Source organism: Pantoea sp. SGAir0175, from assembly GCF_043547855.1.
In genome coordinates this window covers 1,747,562-1,768,643 of the sequence record NZ_CP028081.1, presented here as the reverse complement: position 1 = coordinate 1,768,643, position 21,082 = coordinate 1,747,562, and the positions used below count along the sequence as shown (strand labels likewise).

The window sequence follows — 21,082 nt, the reverse complement described above, 5'->3', positions numbered from 1 at the left end:
CACCCGGTCAATTATGTCAGGCAGGAATTGGTCATGAATGCGAGTGCAGCCGCCACACAGGATACAGCAAAGAAAGGCTTTAATGACCTTCTCGCCCGCCTGCGCGCAAATCCGCGTATTCCATTAATCGTTGCTGCCGCGGCCGCTATCGCCGTGGTTCTGGCGCTGGTGCTGTGGGCCAAAGCGCCCGACTATCGCGTTCTCTATAACAACCTCTCTGATGAGGATGGCGGCGCGATTGTTACCCAGCTCACCCAGATGAACATCCCTTACCAGTTCGCTGAAAACGGCGGCGCCCTGATGGTGCCCGCCGATAAAGTGCATGAGCTGCGTCTGCGCCTTGCCCAGCAGGGACTGCCGAAAGGAGGTTCGGTAGGCTTTGAGCTGATGGATAAAGAGAAGTTTGGTATCAGCCAGTTCAGTGAGCAGATTAACTACCAGCGTGCGCTGGAAGGTGAGCTGGCGCGCACCATCGAAACGCTCGGACCGGTGAAGAGCGCGCGCGTGCATCTGGCGATGCCAAAACCGACGCTGTTCGTGCGCGAGCAAAAATCCCCGTCTGCCTCAGTAACGCTGAACCTGCAACCGGGCCGTGCGCTGGATGAAGGCCAGATTCAGGCGATTCAGCACATGGTCTCCAGCAGCGTGGCCGGTCTGCCACCAGGCAATGTGACAGTGGTCGATCAGGCGGGTCGCCTGCTGACGCGCTCCGACAGCGAAGGCCGCGATCTTAATGATGCCCAGCTGAAATATGCCTCCGAAGTGGAAGCACGCTATCAGCAGCGCATTGAAGCCATTCTGAATCCGATTCTCGGTCAGGGTAATGTGCATGCGCAGGTGACCGCGCAGATTAACTTTGACCGCAGCGAGCAGACGGACGAGAAGTATCAGCCAAACGCGAACCCGAATAACACGGCGATTCGCTCACGCCAGACCAGCACCAGCGATCAGAACGGCAGCCCGTATCCGGGCGGCGTACCGGGTGCGCTGTCGAATCAGCCTGCGCCGGCCAATACCGCGCCGGTCACCAACCCGCAGCAGCAGAACAATAACAACGCTAACGGCCAGCAGAACAACAACGCGCAGAATGCCGGCACCTCGACCAGCACCGCGCAGAGCAGCGGCCCGAGCAGCTCCAGCCGCAACGACACGGTGAACTACGAGCTGGATCGCACCATTCGTCACACCAAACTCAACGTCGGTGACGTGCAGCGCCTGTCGGTCGCCGTGGTGGTCAACTACCGCGATGACGGCAAAGGCAAAGCGGTGGCGCTGAACGATCAGCAGATCAAGCAGATTGAAGATCTGACCCGCGAAGCGATGGGCTATTCGCAAACGCGTGGCGACAGCGTCAACGTGGTGAACTCGCAGTTCAACACTACCGAGCCAACCGGCGGCGACCTGCCCTTCTGGCAGCAGCAGTCGTTCTTTGATCAGCTGATGACCGCCGGTCGCTGGCTGCTGGTGGCACTGGTTGCCTTCATCCTCTATCGCAAAATGGTGCGTCCGCAACTGCTGCGTAAACGTGAAGCCGAGAAAGCCGCCGCCGAAGCCGCCGCTGCCCGTGCTGCCGCCCGTGAGGAAGAAGCCGCTTACAGCGTCCAGATCAACAAAGACGAGCTGGACCAGGAGCGCAAATCTAACAACCGCATGAGCGCCGAGGTGATGAGCCAGCGCATCCGCGATATGTCTGAAAACGATCCGCGCGTTGTGGCGCTGGTTATCCGCGAATGGATGAGTAACGAACTATGAGTCTGACCGGTACTGAAAAGAGCGCCATTCTGATGATGACCATTGGCGAAGAGCGTGCGGCAGAGGTGTTCAAACACCTCAACCAGCGTGAGGTGCAGCACCTCAGCGCCGCGATGGCCAGCATGAAACAGATTTCGCATAAGCAGCTGACTGAAGTGCTGCGCGAGTTCGAAACCGATGCCGAACAGTTTGCTGCGCTGAGCCTCAACTCCAACGACTACCTGCGTTCGGTGTTGATCAAGGCGCTGGGCGAAGAGCGCGCCTCCAGCCTGCTGGAGGACATCCTCGAAACGCGCGAAACCACCAGCGGCATGGAAACCCTCAACTTTATGGAACCGCAGGCGGCGGCGGATCTGATCCGCGACGAGCACCCGCAGATTATCGCCACCATTCTGGTGCACCTGAAGCGCGGCCAGGCGGCGGATATTCTGGCGCTGTTCGACGAGCGTCTGCGCCACGATGTGATGCTGCGTATCGCCACCTTCGGCGGCGTACAGCCGGCGGCGCTGGCGGAGCTGACCGAAGTGCTCAACGGCCTGCTGGATGGCACCAACCTCAAGCGTGCGAAGATGGGCGGCGTGAGAACCGCAGCGGAAATCATCAACCTGATGAAAACCCAGCAGGAAGAAGCGGTTATCGAAGCAGTACGCGACTTCGATGGCGAGCTGGCGCAGAAGATCATCGACGAGATGTTCCTGTTCGAAAACCTGGTGGAAGTGGACGACCGCAGCATCCAGCGTCTGTTGCAGGAAGTGGAGTCCGAGCAGCTGCTGATTGCCCTGAAAGGCGCCGAGCAGCCGCTGCGCGAGAAATTCCTCAAAAACATGTCGGCGCGCGCCGCCGATATCCTGCGCGACGACCTCGCCAACCGTGGCCCGGTGCGTATGTCTGCGGTGGAGAACGAACAGAAAGCAATCCTGCTTATCGTGCGCCGTCTGGCGGAAGCAGGCGAGATGGTAATTGGTGGTGGCGAGGAAACCTATGTCTGATGCCTTTTCCGCCCGTGCATGGCAGCGCTGGCAGCCTGATGATTTAGGCGCACCGCAGCCGCCCGAACCTGAACTGCTGCTGGCGGACGAGCCGGACAGCGACCTCGTGCTGAGCGAGGAAGATGAACAGCAGCAGCAGCTGGAACGTCTGCAGCAGCAGATGCGTAAAGATGCGCAGACGCAGGGCTACAGCGAAGGTTATCAGAAAGGCTTCGCCGAAGCGCAGCAAAACGGCTATGACGCCGGGTTCCAGCAGGGACTGGCCGATGCCCAGCAGCAGCAGGCTCCGCTGCAGGCGCGTATGCAGCAGCTGGTCACCGAGTTCCATCACACGCTGGAAGCGCTGGATAGCGTGATTGCGTCGCGCCTGATGCAGCTGGCGCTGGAAGCGGCGCGCACGGTGATTGGCCAGGCAACGCAGGTGGATGGCAGCGCCCTGCTGCGCCAGATCCAGCAGCTGATTCAGCAGGAGCCGATGTTCAGCGGCAAACCGCAGCTGCGCGTGCACCCGGACGATCTGCAGCGCGTTGAGCAGACGCTGGGCCCAACGCTCGATTTACATGGCTGGCGTTTGCTGGCCGACAGTTCGCTGCATCCCGGCGGCTGTAAACTCAGCGCCGAAGACGGCGATCTGGATGCCAGCGTCGCCACGCGCTGGCAGGAGCTGTGCCGTCTGGCGGCACCGGGAGCATTCTGATGACGTCACGCCTTTCGCGCTGGCTGGGCGCGCTCGACAGTTTTGAAGACCGCATCAGTCAGGTGCAGACGGTGCGCCGCTATGGCCGCCTGACGCGTGCCACCGGTCTGGTGCTGGAAGCCACTGGCCTGCAGCTGCCGCTGGGCGCCACCTGCATTATTGAGCGCCACGACAACGGCACGATTACCGAAGTGGAAAGCGAAGTGGTCGGCTTCAACGGCCAGAAACTGTTTCTGATGCCGCTGGAAGAGGTCGATGGCATTCTGCCCGGCGCGCGTGTATATGCCCGCGTGCACGGCGATCACAGCGGTAAACAGCTGCTGCTGGGGCCGGAGCTACTCGGCCGCGTGCTGGACGGCAGCGGCAAGCCGCTGGATGGCCTGCCCGCGCCGGAAACCGGCTACCGCGCGCCGCTGATCACCGCGCCGTTCAACCCGCTGCAGCGTACGCCGATCCACGATGTGCTGGATACCGGCGTGCGGGCGATCAACGCCCTGCTCACCGTGGGCCGCGGCCAGCGTATGGGTCTGTTTGCCGGCTCCGGCGTGGGGAAATCAGTGCTGCTCGGCATGATGGCGCGTTACACCAAAGCCGACGTCATCGTGGTGGGCCTGATTGGTGAACGTGGCCGCGAAGTTAAAGAGTTTATCGAGAACATTCTTGGCGCCGAAGGGCGCGCGCGCTCGGTGGTGATCGCCGCGCCGGCCGACGTTTCGCCGCTGTTGCGTATGCAGGGAGCCGCTTATGCCACGCGCATCGCCGAAGATTTCCGCGATCGCGGTCAGCACGTGCTGCTGATTATGGACTCCCTCACCCGCTACGCCATGGCGCAGCGTGAGATCGCGCTGGCGATCGGCGAGCCGCCGGCCACCAAAGGCTATCCGCCTTCGGTGTTCGCGAAGCTGCCGGCGCTGGTAGAACGCGCCGGCAACGGCATTCACGGCGGCGGTTCAATCACCGCGTTCTATACCGTACTGACCGAAGGCGACGACCAGCAGGACCCGATTGCCGACTCGGCGCGCGCCATTCTCGACGGCCACATCGTGCTATCGCGTCGCCTGGCGGAGGCCGGTCACTATCCGGCCATTGATATTGAAGCGTCGATCAGCCGTGCCATGACCTCGCTGATTGATGAAACCCACTATGCGCGCGTGCGCCAGTTCAAGCAGTTGCTCTCCAGCTTTCAGCGTAACCGCGATCTGGTGAGCGTCGGCGCTTATGCCGCAGGCAGCGATCCGATGCTGGACCGGGCCATTAAGCTCTATCCGCAGATGGAAGCTTTCCTGCAGCAGGGCATTTTTGAACGCAGCGATTATGACGATGCCTGTCTGCACCTGCAGGCGATGTTCGGCTAACGCCGCCCGACTTGAGGTAACGCGATGAAGACAGCCAATGCGATTGATACGCTGCGCGACCTGGCGGAGCAGGATCTGGAACAGGCGGTGATCCACCTCGGCGACATGCGTCGCGGTCAGCAGCAGGCCGATCAGCAGCTCAGCATGCTGCTCGATTACCAGGATGAGTACCGTAATAAGCTCAATCAGGATATGTCCGGCGGCATCGCCAGCACGCGCTGGAGCAATTATCACCAGTTTATTCAGACGCTGGAAAAAGCCATCGAACAGCATCGCCAGCAGCTTAATCAGTGGAACCAGCGGCTGGAACAGGCGCTGAGCAACTGGCGTGAAAAGCATAAGAAGCTGAATGCCTATCAGACGCTGATTACCCGCGCGGAAGAGAACGCATTACGACAGGAAAGCCGTCTCGATCAGAAACGGATGGATGAATTTGCCCAACGGGCCGCATTGAGGAAAGGCGAATGAACACGCTGCCAACACTGCTGACACAGCTTGCCAAAACCGGCAAAGCGCAACCTTCAGCGGCAGTGGACAATCTGTCCGCTGCTGACACCCTGCCGCAGGGATTTATCACCGAGCTGGGCAACCGCCTGCTGACGCTGGTTAAGCAGCAGGGAAATGGCGCACAATCCGCTGATCTGGCGGCAGAAATTGACGCGAAAAACGTCACAAAAGCGTCATTAAGCGCCCTGCTGCAGGCACTGGACAAACCAGAGGCGTTAAACGCACTTTTACAGCCGGAAAACACTAAAGCCGGACTGAAATCAGCCGATGATAATGACAAGCGCGCAGCAAGTTCGTTAACTGCCAGCGACTTACAGAATGTGCAGGCGCTGTTTGCCATGTTGCCAGCGGTGGTCGAAAACCGCAGCAACCCGCCAGCGGATAACAGCACCGCGCTGGAAACCCGGGGTGAGGCGCGCACCAGCTTAAACGCTGCGTTACTTAACAGTTCGCTGCAAAGTGCGCTGAAAGAGGAACAGGCGAAGCCGGATAGCCAGCCATCTAAAGGCAGCGATGTGCTGACCAGCCAGACCGGTGTCAGCCATAGCCCGGTGCAGAGCGCGGCCGCCAGCGGCACGTCGGCCAGCAACAGCGGTATGACGCTGGATGAGAGTTTTCAGCAGGTGCTGAGCACGCTGAGCAAACCGGAAGAGCGGCGCGAGATGCTCAGCAGCCATGACAGCAGCGCGCCGGCCATCAGCAGCCCGCTGAGCAGTACCAGTCCGCTGGTCAGCACCACGGCCAGCACCAGCAGCGCGCCTTCCACGCCGATGCTGAATGCGGAGCTGGGCAGCAACGAGTGGCAGCAGGCGCTGAGCCAGCAGATTGTGATGTTCAGCCGTAACGGCCAGCAGAACGCCGAATTACGTCTGCATCCGGAAGACCTCGGCGCGATACAGATCAGCCTGACGCTGGATAAAGATCAGGCACAGTTAACAATGGTTTCCAGCCACAGCCATGTGAGGGCCGCGCTGGAAGCGGCGCTCCCACAGCTGCGTACGGCGCTGGCGGAGAGCGGCATTAACCTGGGACAGAGTAACGTCAACAGCGACGCCTTCGCACAGGGCCAGAGTTATCAGGGCCAGCAGGAAGGACGTCGCGACGGCCAGTACGGCAGCTTTACCCTCTCCCAGGACAGTGACAACGAGATAACGCCTATTGCCGTCCCGGCAGCCCTCCAGGCGCGCGCGACCGGCAACGGCGCTGTCGATATCTTTGCCTGACAGCGACTAAACGCTGAAGGTAAGCGTAAAACCCGCGTCTTTTCTTCCCATTGTTTGACTTAAGACGCGGGATAATCTGTCCAGGTAAGCCGAGAGGCTTGCCCATAATTCACAGGAAGTAACTGCAAACATGTCTGATAACGCGAAAGCTAAAGGCCGCAAACGTTCATTACTAATTCCGGTGTTACTGATTGTAACGCTGGCCGCTTGCAGCGTGGCAGGCTATGCAGTCTGGCGAATGATGAATAAACACGAGGGTGACAAGCCGGAGGCTGCCAAAGTGGAGCCGCCGCCCGCCCCGGTATTTTTTGCAATGGATACGTTTACGGTTAACCTGGTCAATCCCGATAACGATCCCGATCGCGTGCTGTACGTAGGCTTTACCCTGCGTCTGCCGGATGAGGATACCCGTCGTCGGCTGAATGACTACCTGCCTGAGGTGCGCAGCCGTTTGCTGCTGCTGCTTTCACGTCAGAGCGCCAGCGCGCTGGCAACCGAGCAAGGCAAACAGGCCCTGGTTGAACAGATCAAACAGGTGCTGGCGCCACCGCTGGTAAAAGGTCAACCTGCGCAGGTAGTCAGTGACGTGCTGTTTACCGCCTTCATTTTGAGGTGACTTAATGGGCGATAGCATTCTCTCCCAGGCTGAGATTGACGCGCTGCTCAATGGCGACAGTGACAGTGCGGAAGTAGAGAACAGTTCCAAAGGGGCCGATGGCGATATCCGCCCCTATGATCCCAATACCCAGCGTCGCGTGGTGCGCGAGCGTCTGCAGGCGCTGGAGATCATCAATGAGCGTTTTGCCCGTCATTTCCGTATGGCGCTGTTCAACCTGCTGCGCCGCAGCCCGGATATCAGCGTTGGGGCAATCAAGATTCAGCCGTACCATGAGTTTGCCCGCAACCTGCCGGTGCCAACCAACCTGAACCTGATTCACCTGCAGCCGCTGCGGGGGACTGCGCTGGTGGTGTTCTCGCCGAGCCTGGTGTTTATCGCCGTGGATAACCTGTTTGGCGGCGACGGTCGTTTTCCGACCAAAGTGGAAGGCCGTGAGTTCACCCACACCGAGCAGCGCGTGATTCGCCGCATGCTCAAGCTGGCGCTGGAAGGCTACAGCGACGCATGGAAAGCCATTTATCCGCTGGAAGTGGAATACGTGCGTTCTGAAATGCAGGTGAAGTTCACCAACATCACCACCTCACCGAACGATATCGTGGTCAACACACCGTTCCAGGTGGAGATTGGCAACCTGGTGGGTGAGTTCAATATCTGTATTCCGTTTTCGATGATTGAGCCGCTGCGCGAGCTGCTGGTCAATCCACCGCTGGAGAACTCGCGTCAGGAAGATAACCACTGGCGCGACAATCTGGTGAAACAGGTGCAGCACTCGGAGCTGGAGCTGATTGCCCACTTCGCTGAAACGTCGCTGCGTCTGTCACGTATTTTGCAACTGAAACCTGGTGACGTCCTGCCCATTGAGAAGCCGGACCGCATCATTGCCCACGTCGACGGCGTACCGGTACTGACGAGCCAGTATGGCACGCTCAACGGCCAGTATGCGCTGCGTGTAGAACATCTGATTAACCCGATTTTGAATTCGCTGAATGAGGAACAGCCCAATGAGTGACAGCAAAAAACCGTCCGATGATATCTCTGCGGACGATCTGTGGGCTGAAGCGATGAACGAGCAGGCGGCGACCAGCAGTGCAGCGGAGCCAGGCGATAACGTATTCAAGTCGCTTGAGGCCAGCGCCGCCAGCGGCTCGCTGCAGGACATCGATCTGATCATGGATATCCCGGTCAAACTGACCGTGGAACTGGGCCGTACCAAGATGACCATCAAAGAGCTGCTGCGCCTGACGCAGGGTTCGGTGGTGGCGCTTGACGGCCTGGCCGGCGAGCCGCTGGACATCCTGATCAACGGCTATCTGATCGCGCAGGGTGAAGTGGTGGTGGTGAACGACAAATATGGCGTGCGCATCACCGACATTATTACCCCGTCCGAACGTATGCGTCGTCTGAGCCGCTAATCATGTTAAAAAACGCGCAAACCGTTCAGCCCGCTCACGCCCAGCCGGTGGTGTCTACCAGTTCGGTCGTTGGGCAAGTCAGCAGCGTGCTGGCGGTGATCGTGCTGCTGATTCTGGCCTGCGGCTGGCTGGCAAAACGCCTCGGCTTTGCGCCGAAAGCGGTGAGCGGCCAGGCGCTGAAAGTCAGCGCCAGCGTGCAGGTTGGCCGTCAGGAGCGGGTGGTAATTGTTGATACCGCCGATGCGCGTTTAGTGCTGGGCGTCACCGCTCAGCAGATCACCCATCTGCACTCGCTGCCGCCGCTGCCACCGGAAGCGTCTCTACCTGTCAGCGCGGCGCCGCAGGATTTTCGTCAGCTGTTTCAGAACCTGGTTAAACGTCCCGGAAAACCCCAATGATGCGTCGATTGCTCCCTCTTCTGCCGCTGCTGATGCTGCTGGCACCGGCTGCCCATGCGCAGCTGCCGGGTTTGATCAGCCAGCCGCTGGCCAATGGCGGCCAGAGCTGGTCGCTGCCGGTGCAAACGCTGGTCTTCATTACCTCGCTGACCTTTATTCCGGCGGTGTTGCTGATGATGACCAGTTTCACCCGCATCATTATTGTGTTTGGTCTGCTGCGTAACGCCCTGGGTACGCCGTCCGCGCCGCCGAATCAGGTGATGCTGGGTCTCGCGCTGTTCCTGACCTTCTTTATCATGGCGCCGACCTTCGACAAGATTTACACCGATGCCTATCTGCCGTTCAGCCAGGACAAAATCAGTATGGACGTGGCGATCGACAAAGGTGCCCAGCCGCTGCGTGAGTTCATGCTGCGCCAGACGCGCGAAGCCGACCTGGCCCTGTTCGCCCGTCTCGCCAACAGCGCGCCGATTCAGGGTCCGGAAGCGGTGCCGATGCGCATTCTGCTGCCCGCCTACGTCACCAGCGAGCTGAAAACCGCTTTCCAGATTGGTTTTACCGTCTTTATTCCGTTTCTGATCATCGACCTGGTGGTCGCCAGCGTACTGATGGCGCTGGGGATGATGATGGTGCCGCCGGCCACGATTTCGCTGCCGTTTAAGCTGATGCTGTTCGTGCTGGTGGATGGCTGGCAGCTGCTGGTGGGATCGCTGGCGCAAAGTTTTTACTCCTGAGTGGCTTTCCGCCCTCACCTTTCTCTCGACAGGAGCGCAACATGACACCGGAATCGGTAATGGTAATGGGCCAGGAAGCGATGCGTATCGCCCTGATGATGGCCGCTCCGCTGCTGCTGGTGGCGATGGTGAGCGGTTTGCTGATCAGTATTCTGCAGGCGGCAACGCAGATTAACGAACAGACACTGTCGTTTATACCGAAAATTCTTGCCGTGGCGGCCACTGCTGTGGTGGCCGGACCGTGGATGCTCAACCTGATGCTGGACTACATCCGTACCCTGTTCAGCAACCTGCCTTACATCATCGGCTAATGGTCACCCTCGACAGCAGCCAGCTGGTGCACTGGGTGGCGCAATTCTTCTGGCCGATGGTGCGTTTGCTGGCGCTGTTTGCCAGCGCTCCGCTGCTGAATGAACGTTCGATTCCAAAACGGGTCAAAATTGGACTGGCGGTAGTCACCACCTGGATTCTGATGCCGCTGCTGCCGCCGGTCGAAGTGACGCTGTTTACTCCGGCCGGTTTCTGGATGCTGGTGCAGCAGCTGCTGATTGGCGTCGGGATTGGTCTGACCATGCAGCTGGCTTTTTCTGCCGTGCGGCTGGCCGGTGAGATGATTGGTCTGCAGATGGGTCTCTCTTTTGCCACCCTGCTCGACCCGAACAGCCGGATCAACATGCCGCTGCTGGCCCGTTTTCTCGACATGCTGGCGATGCTGCTGTTCCTGACCTTCAACGGTCACCTGTGGTTGATCTCGTTACTGGTGGACAGTTTTCACACATTGCCGATTAACGATCAGCCACTCAACGCCAACGCCTTCATGGCGCTGACCAAAGCCGCCAGCTTAATTTTCCTTAATGGCATGATGTTAGCGCTACCCTTAATAATTCTGCTCCTCACGCTAAACCTGGCACTAGGTTTGTTAAACCGCGTTTCACCTCAGCTGTCGGTTTTCGCCATCGGCTTCCCAATCACCTTAACGGTAGGGATCCTGAGTCTGGGTATGATGATGCCGTTGCTTGCACCTTTCTGTGAACATCTGTTCGGTGAAGTCTTTGATTTACTCGCGCAGTTTGTATCAGAACTTTCCCCTGCCCGTTGATTAACGATACTGTTAACCTTCTTATACGATAGTTAAGTAATCAAAAACATTCTGTGCATTTTTCGAACCATATTTTTCAGAAATCAACTGAGGATATTCTGATAAATGCGCATTTATGGTGAAAATTATTCTTATTAAACGGCGCTTCGCGTATTTTAGTCAGACGATTCCTAAGCCGGTTAAGCCGGTGAATCGGTTGATAAAATGCTCAAAGGGCTGTTTTTAAACAAAAAAAATATTACAGCGATTTTTCTTGTCTAAATCCCTTTTTTCCGGCATTGTCAACACTCGCTGAAACGTCACACTTTCGCGATTCAAATGTTTTTAAGAATTGTCCTATCAGATTTGTCTGTGACTTGCGCGATAGTGACAGGGCTCTCAAAACAGAGCGAAAGAAACACATAAACCAAATTCCCGGCGATTCCCACTATCGCGGGGACAAGAGTGACGTGGAAGTAACACAATAAACTTCGCAGAACGGGTCAGGGACGAGTCAAGATGGCGCAGGAATGCATTACGCCAGTCTGCCGAGCAGAATAAAAAAGTGTCTTTGGAAATCTCTCTCGTACCGCAAACGCGTATTCATCGTTGATTTAAACGGATAACAAATTGGTGAGGGTCGCTATAATGCCAACGATTATTATGGATTCATGTAACTACACACGCCTGGGTTTGTCAGACTATATGTCGGCAAAAGGAGTCAAAAAGAAAAATATTACTTCCGTGTCTGACATCGAACAATTGCAACAACGGTGTGAGCAATTAAAACCGGGCGTAGTATTTATTAACGAAGAATGCTTTATTCACGAATCCGATTCCAGCGATCGCATTCGTTCTATTATCATGCAGCATCCGGATACGCTATTCTTTATTTTTATGGCGATCTCGAATATCCATTTTGAGGAATACCTCTACGTTCGTAAGAACCTGATTATTACGTCAAAATCGATAAAAACATCGACACTGGACTCCCTGCTGGGCACCTACCTGCAAAAGAAACTCAATGCCTCACCGCGCATTTCTGCCGGGCTGGATATTCATCCACTGACATTGAGCCAGACTGAATCGAATATGCTGAAAATGTGGATGTCAGGTCATGACACCATTCAGATTTCGGATAAGATGCAAATCAAAGCGAAAACTGTTTCGTCACATAAAGGCAATATTAAACGCAAAATTAAAACGCACAATAAACAGGTTATTTATCATGTGGTGCGCCTGACAGATAATGTTACCTCGGGCATTTATGTCAACGTGCGATAATTTCACCTTACGATAATACGCTTTGTGGTCAAGGCCAGTCCCCGCGACTGGCCTTGATTATTTTTGAGCGTTTTGCGAGCGCGATCCCACTTCCCCGCTAAGCCTTTATCCCCTGCTGCCGATGCTTGTTTTCAGAACCCCTTACCACTATGAGAGCAAGGAAATGAAAACAGCATCGATAGATGAGCAACATAAGCTCAGCATCTGGCAAAACCTACGCCTGATGCCTCTGTTCAGCATGATCTTTGGTGGCATTCTGCTGCTTTTTGCCCTATGCATTGGACTCGCCAGCTACTTTCTGATTCAGAGCAATAATTCCCTCAATGACGCCACCGATGAGATTCAGGTGCGCATGGGCATTTCTAACAGCTCAAACCATCTGCGAACCGCACGCCTTAATGTACTGCAGTCGGGCGCGGCGGCGCGCATCGGTGAAATGGATGGCTATCGTGCCGATCTGGCGCGCACCGAAACGCGCATTAAGCAGGCGCGCGAGGGCTTCAAAATTTATATGGATCGCAAAATGAAGACGCCGGCTGACCTGGCGCTCGACGGTCCGCTCACCACCAGCTTCAATGCCTATATTGATAAAGGCCTGAAGCCGATGATCGAGTCGGCGAAACAGGGCAGCTTTGAAGGGATTGTCGCGCAGGAGACCGATGTCACGCGCAAGCTGGATGATGCCTATAATGCCGTGCTGCTGAAGGCGATTAAGATCCGCACCGAGCGCGCCGAAGCGATTAACGCCGAAGCGGCGCATCAGTCGCGCGTCGGTTTTATCGCGATGGCTGCGGCTTTTGCCGCCGCGCTGCTGCTGGTGCTGCTCACCTTCGTGTTCCTGCGCCGCGTGGTGATCAATCCGCTGCGCCTGTCGGTGGGTCGCATTGAGCGCATCGCGCAGGGCGATCTCACCGCCCCCGAGCAGGCCTATGGTCGCAACGAAATTGGCAGCCTGCTGCACAACCTGCAGCTGATGCAGGCGTCGCTGGTGCGCACCGTTGGCACTGTCCGTGAAGGCGCGGTGGCGATTTATCAGGGCTCCAGTGAGATCTCCGCAGGTAACACCGATCTGTCATCACGCACCGAGCAGCAGGCTTCCGCGCTGGAGCAGACTGCCGCCAGCATGGAGCAGCTCACCGCCACGGTGAAGCAGAACGCCGAAAACGCCCATCACGCCAGCCAGCTGGCCGCCGATGCGTCTGGCAAAGCGCGCAGCGGTGGTGAACTGGTGAGCGGCGTGGTGAAAACCATGAATAACATCTCCGGCAGCTCGAAGAAAATTGCCGAGATTACCAATGTTATTAACAGTATCGCCTTCCAGACCAATATCCTGGCGCTGAACGCCGCGGTAGAAGCCGCGCGCGCCGGGGAACAGGGCCGTGGCTTCGCCGTGGTCGCCAGTGAAGTGCGCAATCTGGCGCAGCGCAGTGCGCAGGCAGCGAAAGAGATTGAGTCGCTGATTGCCGAGTCGGTGGATTTGATCAGCAATGGCTCGCATCAGGTCGGCGAAGCCGGCAGCACCATGGGCGAGATTGTCGAAGCGGTGCGCCGCGTTACCGACATTATGGCCGAGATTGCGGCAGCGTCTGATGAGCAGAGCCGTGGCATTCAGCAGGTCAGCCTGGCGGTGACCGAGATGGATAACGTGACGCAGCAGAACGCCTCGCTGGTGGAGGAAGCCTCTTCAGCCGCGGCTTCGCTGGAAGATCAGGCCGGTAAACTGACGCAGGCGGTGGCGGTGTTCCGCCTGAATGATACGCCGGCTTCGCTGGTGGCTGCTGCGCCGCAGTCGGCGCTGAAAGCGCCAGCGCTCGCTCCACGTCCGACGCTGGCTGCAGCGGGCAATGATAACTGGGAGACGTTTTAAGAGGAGTGAGGTGGGGTGCGGTATTTTTCCCTCACCCCATCCCTCTCCCGCTTGCGGGAGAGGGGGCCGTCCGTGCGGCGATTAAATATCGTCTTCACTTAACGCCCTGCAAACAATCTATTTTAATCATCCGCACTGAACGGTTCACTCTCCCACGAGCAGGAGCGCTGAACGGTTCCCTCTCCCGCGTGCGGGAGAGGGTTAGGGTGAGGGCAACCTGAGAGCAATCTAATCGCAAAACCAGACTACCCTTCCCCCGCATACGGCTCGACAAACACGCCTTCGGCGTGATCGCTCTCATTAAAGAACCAGATCCCCAGCGGGTAATCCTCCAGCGCCACCAGATACATGGTGCCCTCATTAAAGCCTTCCACAGCCAGCACAGTACCGACGCGACGTGGGCCGCCGTCGGTTTTTACCGTTACCCGGTCATTGACCTTCATTGATTTCTCTCCAGAAACAGTCCTGCGCATAGTGTAACGGAAGATAGTCAGCGCTGCCTGATCGCGATCAGCGTCGGGCGATTACCCACACCGCATGCACGATGCCGGGGATGTAACCACACAGCGTCAGCAGAATGTTGAGCCAGAAGGCGCCGCCGAAGCCGACCTGTAAAAATACGCCCAGCGGTGGCAACAGAATGGCAATAATAATCCGAATTAAATCCATACTAACTCCCTGATAACCATAATAATCAACCAGCTGTAAGCATAGCTGCTTTACGCCAGAATGGGGAATGCAGCGGGTAAAGAAGTGTCAAAGCCGGGCTTTTCACTTTCTTAACGTTTCCCGGAAAGACTTTTGACGCGGCACCCTCGTACACTTGTCAGCACTGCACCAACCCCAAAGGGGCAGTCAACCTAAAAGTAACAAGGATTTTTGCCCGCGCAGCGCGGGCTTTTTTTTGCCCGTTTCCCGTCCACGTCCCTCGCCCGCTGTCACCGTCTATACTTGTCAGGAATTCGTTTGCCTCCGGGAGGCTGTCATGGCTACAGCAAAAGAGTACAGCGATAACGTGCAGCGCGAAGTGAACATCGACGTGGACGCGCTGCTGGAAGCGATTCAGAAAAAAACGTCAGGTGAAGTGCAGGAGTTTATGCAGGCTGAAGATGCGCATCGTGTGAAGGTGAATGGCGAAGCGTTTGACTCTTACACCGAACTGGCCGAGGCGTTTGAACTTGATATTCGTGATTTCACCATCACCGAAGTGAACCGCTGAAATCGATTTCAAAAAAAGACCCGGCACGCTGGCCGGGTTGAAAAAACAATAAATTCGTTACACCAGGAAAATCTTAACACCGCTTCAGAGTACGCCTTAGCTGAAGTAAGACAAGTCTCAATTCTGCACGCAATTCGAACAAATCTGCATAATCATGCACTGCTGTTACCGAAAACATCGCGCTACGGCTGACATTCTGCATGCACAAAACGTGCAGCCGCTTCGGTATCCGGGCGGTGTTTTAAGAATTATCCTGGATAGTGGCCGCGCCGGCGGCAAGGAAAAGTGTGATCGTGATTACGCTATTATACTGATTACACGTCGCTTTACGGATGCCTTTGGGCGTAAGGAGTGTATTGATGATCCCGTTAGATTCCTCCCTGCTGATCGTGACCGATCTCGATGGTTCGCTGCTCGATCATCATGACTATAACTGGCAGGCCGCCAGCGAGTGGCTGGCGCGTCTTAAGCAGCAACAGATTCCGCTGGTGATTTGTTCGAGTAAAACCGCAGCCGAAATTATTCCGCTGCAGAAGCGGCTGGGCATCGCCGGTGCGCCCTTTATCGCGGAAAACGGTGCCCGCGTCGCCTTTGCCGGGGAAGCGCAGATCGCCGAAGAGCCCGGTGCCGATTATCTTGCGCTCTGTGCCACGCTCAGCACCCTGCAGGCGGATTTTCGCTTCACCGGCTTTCATGACTTTAGCGACGCAGAAGTGGCCCGTTTCACCGGCCTGACGTTGACGGAGGCCAGCCAGAGCCGACTGCGCGATGCGTCTGAAGTCATCGTATGGCGCGATGATGAAACGCGGCTCGACGCCTTCCGCGCGGCGCTGGCCGGGCATCAGCTGGCCCTGACGCAGGGCGGACGTTTCTGGCACGTGATGCCGGCGGGCAGCGGTAAAGGCGTGGCGCTGGAACAGTTATTGCAGCAGTTGCAGCAGCAGGAAGGCATGAAGCGCACCACGATTGGTCTGGGTGATGGCCCTAATGATGCGCCGATGCTGGAGCGCGTCGATTATGCCGTGGTGATTAAAGGTTTCAGTAAAACCCCGGTGGTGCTGCAACGCAGCGATCATCATAACGTTTACCACACCGCACACGTTGGCCCTGAGGGCTGGCGCGAAGGTCTGGATTACTTTCTTGCCCAACCTGAATAACGGCAGCTGACCAGAAGGATGAGACGATGAGTGATTTTTACCAGAACGGCGTAATTACCAACTTTCATAATCTCACCCACCGCAGCGTGGAGTCGCTGGAAAAAGAGATGGTGCGCTTTGCGCGCAAGCGCAAAATGGGGCTGATTCTGCCCTCGCTGTTTTCCGAGCTGGAAGGCCCGGCGCTGGATAATATCGTCAACGAACTGGCGAAAGTGCCCTATCTGGAGGAGATTGTGATTGGCCTCGATCGTGCCGATCGCGATCAGTTTCTTTTCGCGCGCGAGTTTTTTTCTCGCCTGCCGCAGCGCCACCGCATTTTGTGGAACGATGGCCCGCGGCTGAAAGCGCTGGACGCCGAGCTGGATAAAGAGGGCCTGTCGCCCAGCCAGCCCGGCAAGGGGCGCAACGTGTGGTTCTGCACCGGCTACACACTGGCCTCCGACCGCTCGCAGTGCGTGGCGCTGCATGACTGCGACATCGTGACCTATGAGCGCGGCATGCTGGCACGTCTGCTCTACCCGCTGGCCAACCCGGCGTTTCAGTATGAATTCTGCAAAGGTTTCTATGCGCGCGTTGCGGACGGTAAGCTTAATGGCCGCGTCGGGCGTCTGCTGGTGGGCCCGCTGCTGCGCTCGCTGCAGAAAGTCTACGGCCATTCGGAGTATCTCGACTATCTCACCAGTTTCCGCTATCCGCTGTCCGGCGAGTTTGCCATGCGCACCCACGTGCTGAACGGCATCAAAATCCCTGGCGACTGGGGGCTGGAGATTGGCGTGCTGTCAGAGATTTATCGCAATTACACCACGCGGCAGACCTGCCAGGTTGAAATCGCGGACAACTATGACCATAAGCATCAGCCGCTGGCGGAAGAGGATGGCACCGGTGGCCTGAAACGCATGAGTAACGATATCGTGCAGTCGCTACTGCGTAAGCTGGCGACAATGGGCGTGCCGCTCACCAGCGACTCGTTCCGCGTGCTTAAGGCCACCTATTATCGCAACGCGCTGGACATGATGGAGATCTACAACCACGAAGCCACCATGAACGGACTGAAGTTTGATCAGCACATTGAAGAAGCGGCGGTCGAGATGTTCACTCAGGCGATTCTCGACGCCGGCCAGTCTTTCATCGAGCGGCCAAACGAGAAACCGTTTATCCCCAGCTGGAGCCGCGTGCAGTCGGCGTTCCCCGATATCCTGCAGCGCATCTACCAGGCGGTAGAAGAGGATAACGAGGGCAAAGTCTAACCAGCCGCGCACACCCGATTGCGACCGCCGCTTTTCGCCAGATACAGGCGGTGGTCCGCTACCGCCTGCAGACTTTCTGCATGGTAACTGCCCTGCTCAGTACTGCAGCTGACACCTGCCGACAACGTAACGCTAAAGGTGGTGCTGGCGTTGACCAGAATGGTTTTGGCCGCCAGCCGGCTGCGGATACGCTCTGCCACGCCCTGCGCCTCAGCCAGCGTGGTGTGCGGCAGCACGATACAAAACTCCTCGCCGCCGATGCGTCCGGCCACGTCGTAAGGGCGCAGCGTATGTTTGATGACGCCGGCCACGCGCATCAGCGCCTGATCACCCGCGTGATGGCCCCAGCTATCATTGACCTTTTTAAAATGATCGATATCGAGCTGGATCACCGCCAGCGGCTGTTGCTGCTGTTCGCAGCGCCGCGCCAGCGCGATAAACTGGTCGAAAAAGGCGCTGCGATTAAGCAGGCGCGTCAGGCCGTCATAATTAGCGCGCCAGGCCAGTCGCGCCGAGAGATCTTCCAGTCGCCTCACCAGGCGGAAAATCACCTGATGCGCCAGCGCCAGTAACAGCACGAACAGCAGCCACATGCCCAACAGAAACAGCGCTACCCGCCCCAGCTCCTGCGCCAGCCCCTGGCGCAAGCTCTGCACGTTGATTAGCCAGGCATCGACATTTTTTAACTTAACCCAGCTGGCCAGCTGACTGCCCAGCCACAGTGTTCCGGCCGGCTGCAGGTGAATCGCCTGCATCAGCTGGCCGCGCTGCGCGGGGGTCAATGCCACATCGTGCGGTGCCGGCAGCCGGGTGATCTCGTTGAGTGCGCGATCTTCGAGCACCAGCTTGCCCTGCAGCACGCTGTGACGCGACTGGTGCAGCAATGCATTTATTCGCTGCTGGGTGAAGTCCATCGACAACACGCCGTACCAGTGCTGATGGGCGATCACCGGTGCGCTCACCGTCAGCATCAACCCTTCGTTGAACTCCCCCTGATAGGCTTCGGTCCAGTGCCATCGCGTCTGCGGCGCCCGGCCCGGCTGCTGGTCGCGAAAATAGGGTCGCTGCGTCATGGTGGCGTAACTTTGTGCCAGCTCCTGCGCGTCGCGCGGCGGACGTGAGCTGATGTAATAGCCCGCGCGCGAGGTGTACCAGAAGCGTGAATGAAAGTCCTGCGCCTCATCGCTGAACTGCATGATAAAGCTGAACTCCAGCGCAGCGCGCAGCTCGGGCAGCAGATAAGTATCATCGCGCTGCAGCAGCGCATCACGCTGCAGCCATTCGTCGCTGACGCCGTTAATCGGCATACTGCGCAGGTTAGCGATCTGCAACTGCCACACCGGCTGATGGCGCAACTGCTGAAAACGCTGCAGGGCGTGCTGACCATAATCGGCATTCAGCGGGTGCGTCAGCGCGTAGCTGAGCATCCGCTGATAGTAATTAAGCTCGTCCAGACTCTCCTGAAAGCGGCTATCGAGGCTGCGCTGGATCTCGGACAGCTGGGCGCGCTGCCGCTGCTGATAGTTATTTTTTAATTCCAGCGCTTCATGGACGGTGAGAAAAAGTGAAAAGAGAAAGACCGCCAGAAAACAGAGATGCACGCGCAGCGCAGGCGTCATGCGGCGTGATGACAGTGGCGAGATTGGCATCAGTAGCCAGGCTCCGGATAACAACGAATTGAAGAAGTGTAGTCAGGCGGGAAAACGGCGTACAGGCAGAGATCAGGAAAAACGTGAAAAGTGACAATGACATCGGGACGGCGCGCTGACCGTCCCGAGGGGCTCAGCTGGCCAGCTGGCGCGCGGCCGACAGATGCGTCAGCTCATCACTGCGGAACGCTTCGCGGCGTACACTGTAGCCATCATACCAACGACACTCTACCATTCCGCTGGCATAGCCGGTCACCACCATGGTGGGTCCGCCCTGTTTGTACTGAACTTCGTCACTGATTGCAAAGGTCATACCGCGCCCTCCCTTCTCACCGTTGATTGAACGGATTAAGGTATAGCAGCTGTGCGCGTTTTTTGCCTATAGGATATTGCTATTACTGTGACAAATTCGGAATAAGCAGTGAAAAATGCCGTAAATAAACAAAGCCGATAAAAGTTATTATCGGCTTTGAACGATTTTCCCGGGTGGAAAATCAGATTTTGCAACCTTCGCAGTCGGCTTCGTCGCTGATATCTGCCGGCACTTCACTGGCTTTTTCTGCCGCTTTGGCTTCCGCCTGCTCCAGCTGTGCATCGATATCAAATTCAAACATATCGTCGTTCATCATCGTTCTCCTGACCCGTGATTAGAAATTTCCTGCGCTTTATACCGATTTACCGCGCAGCTTCGCAACCAGATTTACCACTAACAGCACAATCGACCCAACAATAAAGCCCAGCACCAGATTCGCGCCGTTGCTCAGCAGCATGGAAACCACACCCGGGAAGCCGCTGCTGTACTCTTCAATAGCATGATGCAGCGGCGCGATACCGTGCACGATAATGCCGCCGCCCACCAGGAACATCGCGACGGTGCCAACCACCGACAGGATTTTCATCAGCCACGGTGCCAGCGCCAGCAGCGCGCCGCCGGTGGCCTGCGCCAGCGTGGAAGACTTCTCACGCAGCCAGTAGCCGAGATCGTCAATCTTAACGATCATCGCCACAATACCGTACACGCCGATGGTCACCAGAATGGCAATACCGGCGAGGATTAACACCTGATTGAGCAGCGGCGCATCCGAAACAATGCCCAGGGTAATCGCCACAATTTCGGCCGACAGAATGAAGTCGGTGCGCACTGCGCCTTTCACCTTATCTTTTTCGAACTGGCGCGGGTCCTGCTGCGCCAGATTATCCAGCCGCTTTTGCCGCGCTTCCGGGCTCTTCTCCGCTTTGTCGTGGTGCAGGCTGTGCAGCACTTTTTCCACCCCTTCAAAGCACAGATAGGCGCCGCCAATCATCAGCAGCGGCGTAATCAGCCAGGGCGCAAATGCGGAAATCAGCAGCGCCAGCGGCACCAGGATCAGTTTGTTGATAAACGAGCCTTTCGCCACGCCCCACACCACCGGGAGCTCACGATTGGCCTTCACGCCCGTCACCTGCTGTGCATTGAGCGACAGGTCATCGCCCAGCACGCCGGCGGTCTTTTTTGCCGCCACTTTGCCCATGACGGAAATGTCGTCGAGCAGCGTGGCAATATCATCCAGAAGAGTCAGTAAGCTGGTTCCTGCCAAAATGTCATTCCTTATTCCGGTTCGTGATCCTGACAACAGGGGCACCGCTCAATCGCCGTCACCGTCATATCGGCGATGCCCGCACAGTCCCATTCGACGCGTAACGTTTTCCCGTGCAGATCGTCGGCGTGCAGATACTTGCTCACCGGACTTTCTGTCATGCCGCTTATCTCCTCGGTGGCCACCAGCGTATCGTCCAGATAAATGCGCGCCGTGGCATGGGCATTGACCATGCGCTCGTCGCGCAGTTGATACAGGCGTCTGACCGTCAGTTTGATGCTGCTCATGCTGGTGTTCCGCGTCCCAGAGAAAACGCTG

25 protein-coding genes are annotated in these 21,082 nt (G+C 57.3%); 18 read left to right on the top strand and 7 right to left on the bottom strand.

Annotated elements, in window-relative coordinates; genetic code table 11:
- Positions 1–33: 33 nt before the first annotated feature.
- The 15 genes from fliF (at position 34) to C1N56_RS08005 (ending at position 13,915) form a co-directional block, all read left to right on the top strand.
- A complete protein-coding gene (gene fliF / locus C1N56_RS08075; protein ID WP_211725780.1) occupies positions 34–1,752 on the top strand; it encodes a flagellar basal-body MS-ring/collar protein FliF in 1,719 nt (572 codons plus the stop codon).
- Complete coding sequence (gene fliG / locus C1N56_RS08070) at positions 1,749–2,741, top strand: flagellar motor switch protein FliG (RefSeq protein WP_021509869.1); 993 nt, start codon at positions 1,749–1,751, stop codon at positions 2,739–2,741. The genes fliF and fliG overlap by 4 nt, the downstream gene beginning before the upstream one ends.
- Entirely contained in the window at positions 2,734–3,438 is a 705-nt protein-coding gene (fliH, locus tag C1N56_RS08065; protein WP_394517374.1) for a flagellar assembly protein FliH, read from the top strand. The genes fliG and fliH overlap by 8 nt, the downstream gene beginning before the upstream one ends.
- The gene (gene fliI / locus C1N56_RS08060) at positions 3,438–4,793 is read left to right on the top strand and encodes a flagellar protein export ATPase FliI (protein WP_021509867.1); all 1,356 of its coding nucleotides are present in this window, start codon (positions 3,438–3,440) and stop codon (positions 4,791–4,793) included. The genes fliH and fliI overlap by 1 nt, the downstream gene beginning before the upstream one ends.
- Positions 4,794–4,817: 24 nt before the next feature.
- A complete protein-coding gene (fliJ, locus tag C1N56_RS08055; protein ID WP_021509866.1) occupies positions 4,818–5,261 on the top strand; it encodes a flagellar export protein FliJ in 444 nt (147 codons plus the stop codon).
- Positions 5,258–6,523 (top strand): flagellar hook-length control protein FliK, encoded by a 1,266-nt coding sequence (locus C1N56_RS08050; RefSeq protein ID WP_394517373.1) that lies wholly within the window; start codon positions 5,258–5,260, stop codon positions 6,521–6,523. Before fliJ ends, C1N56_RS08050 begins: the two co-directional genes overlap by 4 nt.
- Before the next feature lie 130 nt (positions 6,524–6,653).
- Positions 6,654–7,139, top strand: a complete 486-nt coding sequence (gene fliL, locus C1N56_RS08045; RefSeq protein ID WP_021509864.1) for a flagellar basal body-associated protein FliL — start codon at positions 6,654–6,656, stop codon at positions 7,137–7,139.
- 4 nt (positions 7,140–7,143) lie between these two features.
- Complete coding sequence (fliM, locus tag C1N56_RS08040) at positions 7,144–8,151, top strand: flagellar motor switch protein FliM (protein WP_021509863.1); 1,008 nt, start codon at positions 7,144–7,146, stop codon at positions 8,149–8,151.
- Positions 8,144–8,554 carry a flagellar motor switch protein FliN gene (gene fliN / locus C1N56_RS08035; protein WP_021509862.1) on the top strand — a complete coding sequence of 137 codons (411 nt, stop codon included), beginning with the start codon at positions 8,144–8,146 and terminating at the stop codon, positions 8,552–8,554. The genes fliM and fliN overlap by 8 nt, the downstream gene beginning before the upstream one ends.
- Before the next feature lie 2 nt (positions 8,555–8,556).
- On the top strand, positions 8,557–8,952 hold the full coding sequence (fliO, locus tag C1N56_RS08030) for a flagellar biosynthetic protein FliO (RefSeq protein ID WP_058757392.1): 396 nt from the start codon (positions 8,557–8,559) through the stop codon (positions 8,950–8,952).
- On the top strand, positions 8,952–9,686 hold the full coding sequence (fliP, locus tag C1N56_RS08025) for a flagellar type III secretion system pore protein FliP (protein ID WP_031280176.1): 735 nt from the start codon (positions 8,952–8,954) through the stop codon (positions 9,684–9,686). The genes fliO and fliP overlap by 1 nt, the downstream gene beginning before the upstream one ends.
- A 41-nt stretch (positions 9,687–9,727) precedes the next feature.
- Complete coding sequence (gene fliQ / locus C1N56_RS08020; protein WP_010618647.1) at positions 9,728–9,997, top strand: flagellar biosynthesis protein FliQ; 270 nt, start codon at positions 9,728–9,730, stop codon at positions 9,995–9,997.
- Positions 9,997–10,785, top strand: a complete 789-nt coding sequence (gene fliR / locus C1N56_RS08015) for a flagellar biosynthetic protein FliR (RefSeq protein ID WP_021509859.1) — start codon at positions 9,997–9,999, stop codon at positions 10,783–10,785. The genes fliQ and fliR overlap by 1 nt, the downstream gene beginning before the upstream one ends.
- 627 nt (positions 10,786–11,412) lie before the next feature.
- A complete protein-coding gene (gene rcsA / locus C1N56_RS08010; protein ID WP_021509858.1) occupies positions 11,413–12,048 on the top strand; it encodes a transcriptional regulator RcsA in 636 nt (211 codons plus the stop codon).
- 163 nt (positions 12,049–12,211) lie between these two features.
- Positions 12,212–13,915 (top strand): methyl-accepting chemotaxis protein, encoded by a 1,704-nt coding sequence (locus C1N56_RS08005; RefSeq protein ID WP_058776029.1) that lies wholly within the window; start codon positions 12,212–12,214, stop codon positions 13,913–13,915.
- Positions 13,916–14,160: 245 nt separating this feature from the next.
- On the opposite strand, the gene dsrB is transcribed toward C1N56_RS08005, so the two are convergent.
- On the bottom strand, positions 14,161–14,358 hold the full coding sequence (gene dsrB, locus C1N56_RS08000; RefSeq protein WP_010618650.1) for a protein DsrB: 198 nt from the start codon (positions 14,356–14,358) through the stop codon (positions 14,161–14,163).
- A gap of 67 nt (positions 14,359–14,425) precedes the next feature.
- Positions 14,426–14,584: a YqaE/Pmp3 family membrane protein gene (locus C1N56_RS07995; protein WP_021509855.1), complete on the bottom strand. Its 159-nt coding sequence runs from the start codon at positions 14,582–14,584 to the stop codon at positions 14,426–14,428.
- A gap of 316 nt (positions 14,585–14,900) precedes the next feature.
- Between C1N56_RS07995 and C1N56_RS07990 the strand changes: the two genes are divergently transcribed.
- From C1N56_RS07990 to C1N56_RS07980, 3 genes are all read left to right on the top strand, one after another.
- Entirely contained in the window at positions 14,901–15,134 is a 234-nt protein-coding gene (locus C1N56_RS07990) for a YodD family protein (protein WP_058757390.1), read from the top strand.
- A 359-nt stretch (positions 15,135–15,493) separates the two neighbouring features.
- Complete coding sequence (locus tag C1N56_RS07985) at positions 15,494–16,291, top strand: mannosyl-3-phosphoglycerate phosphatase-related protein (RefSeq protein WP_394517372.1); 798 nt, start codon at positions 15,494–15,496, stop codon at positions 16,289–16,291.
- Positions 16,292–16,317: 26 nt separating this feature from the next.
- On the top strand, positions 16,318–17,538 hold the full coding sequence (locus tag C1N56_RS07980) for a glycosyltransferase family protein (protein ID WP_058757388.1): 1,221 nt from the start codon (positions 16,318–16,320) through the stop codon (positions 17,536–17,538).
- On the opposite strand, the gene dgcQ is transcribed toward C1N56_RS07980, so the two are convergent.
- The 5 genes from dgcQ to C1N56_RS07955 all read right to left on the bottom strand — a co-directional run bounded on the left by dgcQ (position 17,535) and on the right by C1N56_RS07955 (position 21,051).
- A complete protein-coding gene (dgcQ, locus tag C1N56_RS07975) occupies positions 17,535–19,187 on the bottom strand; it encodes a cellulose biosynthesis regulator diguanylate cyclase DgcQ (protein WP_104188848.1) in 1,653 nt (550 codons plus the stop codon). The two genes, C1N56_RS07980 and dgcQ, sit on opposite strands and share 4 nt — an antisense overlap.
- Before the next feature lie 133 nt (positions 19,188–19,320).
- Positions 19,321–19,500: a YodC family protein gene (locus C1N56_RS07970; RefSeq protein ID WP_394517371.1), complete on the bottom strand. Its 180-nt coding sequence runs from the start codon at positions 19,498–19,500 to the stop codon at positions 19,321–19,323.
- 181 nt (positions 19,501–19,681) lie between these two features.
- A complete protein-coding gene (locus C1N56_RS07965; protein ID WP_254919505.1) occupies positions 19,682–19,816 on the bottom strand; it encodes a hypothetical protein in 135 nt (44 codons plus the stop codon).
- A gap of 36 nt (positions 19,817–19,852) precedes the next feature.
- Positions 19,853–20,764: a DUF808 domain-containing protein gene (locus C1N56_RS07960; protein ID WP_058757386.1), complete on the bottom strand. Its 912-nt coding sequence runs from the start codon at positions 20,762–20,764 to the stop codon at positions 19,853–19,855.
- 11 nt (positions 20,765–20,775) lie between these two features.
- Complete coding sequence (locus C1N56_RS07955) at positions 20,776–21,051, bottom strand: hypothetical protein (RefSeq protein WP_021509848.1); 276 nt, start codon at positions 21,049–21,051, stop codon at positions 20,776–20,778.
- Positions 21,052–21,082 lie beyond the last annotated feature (31 nt).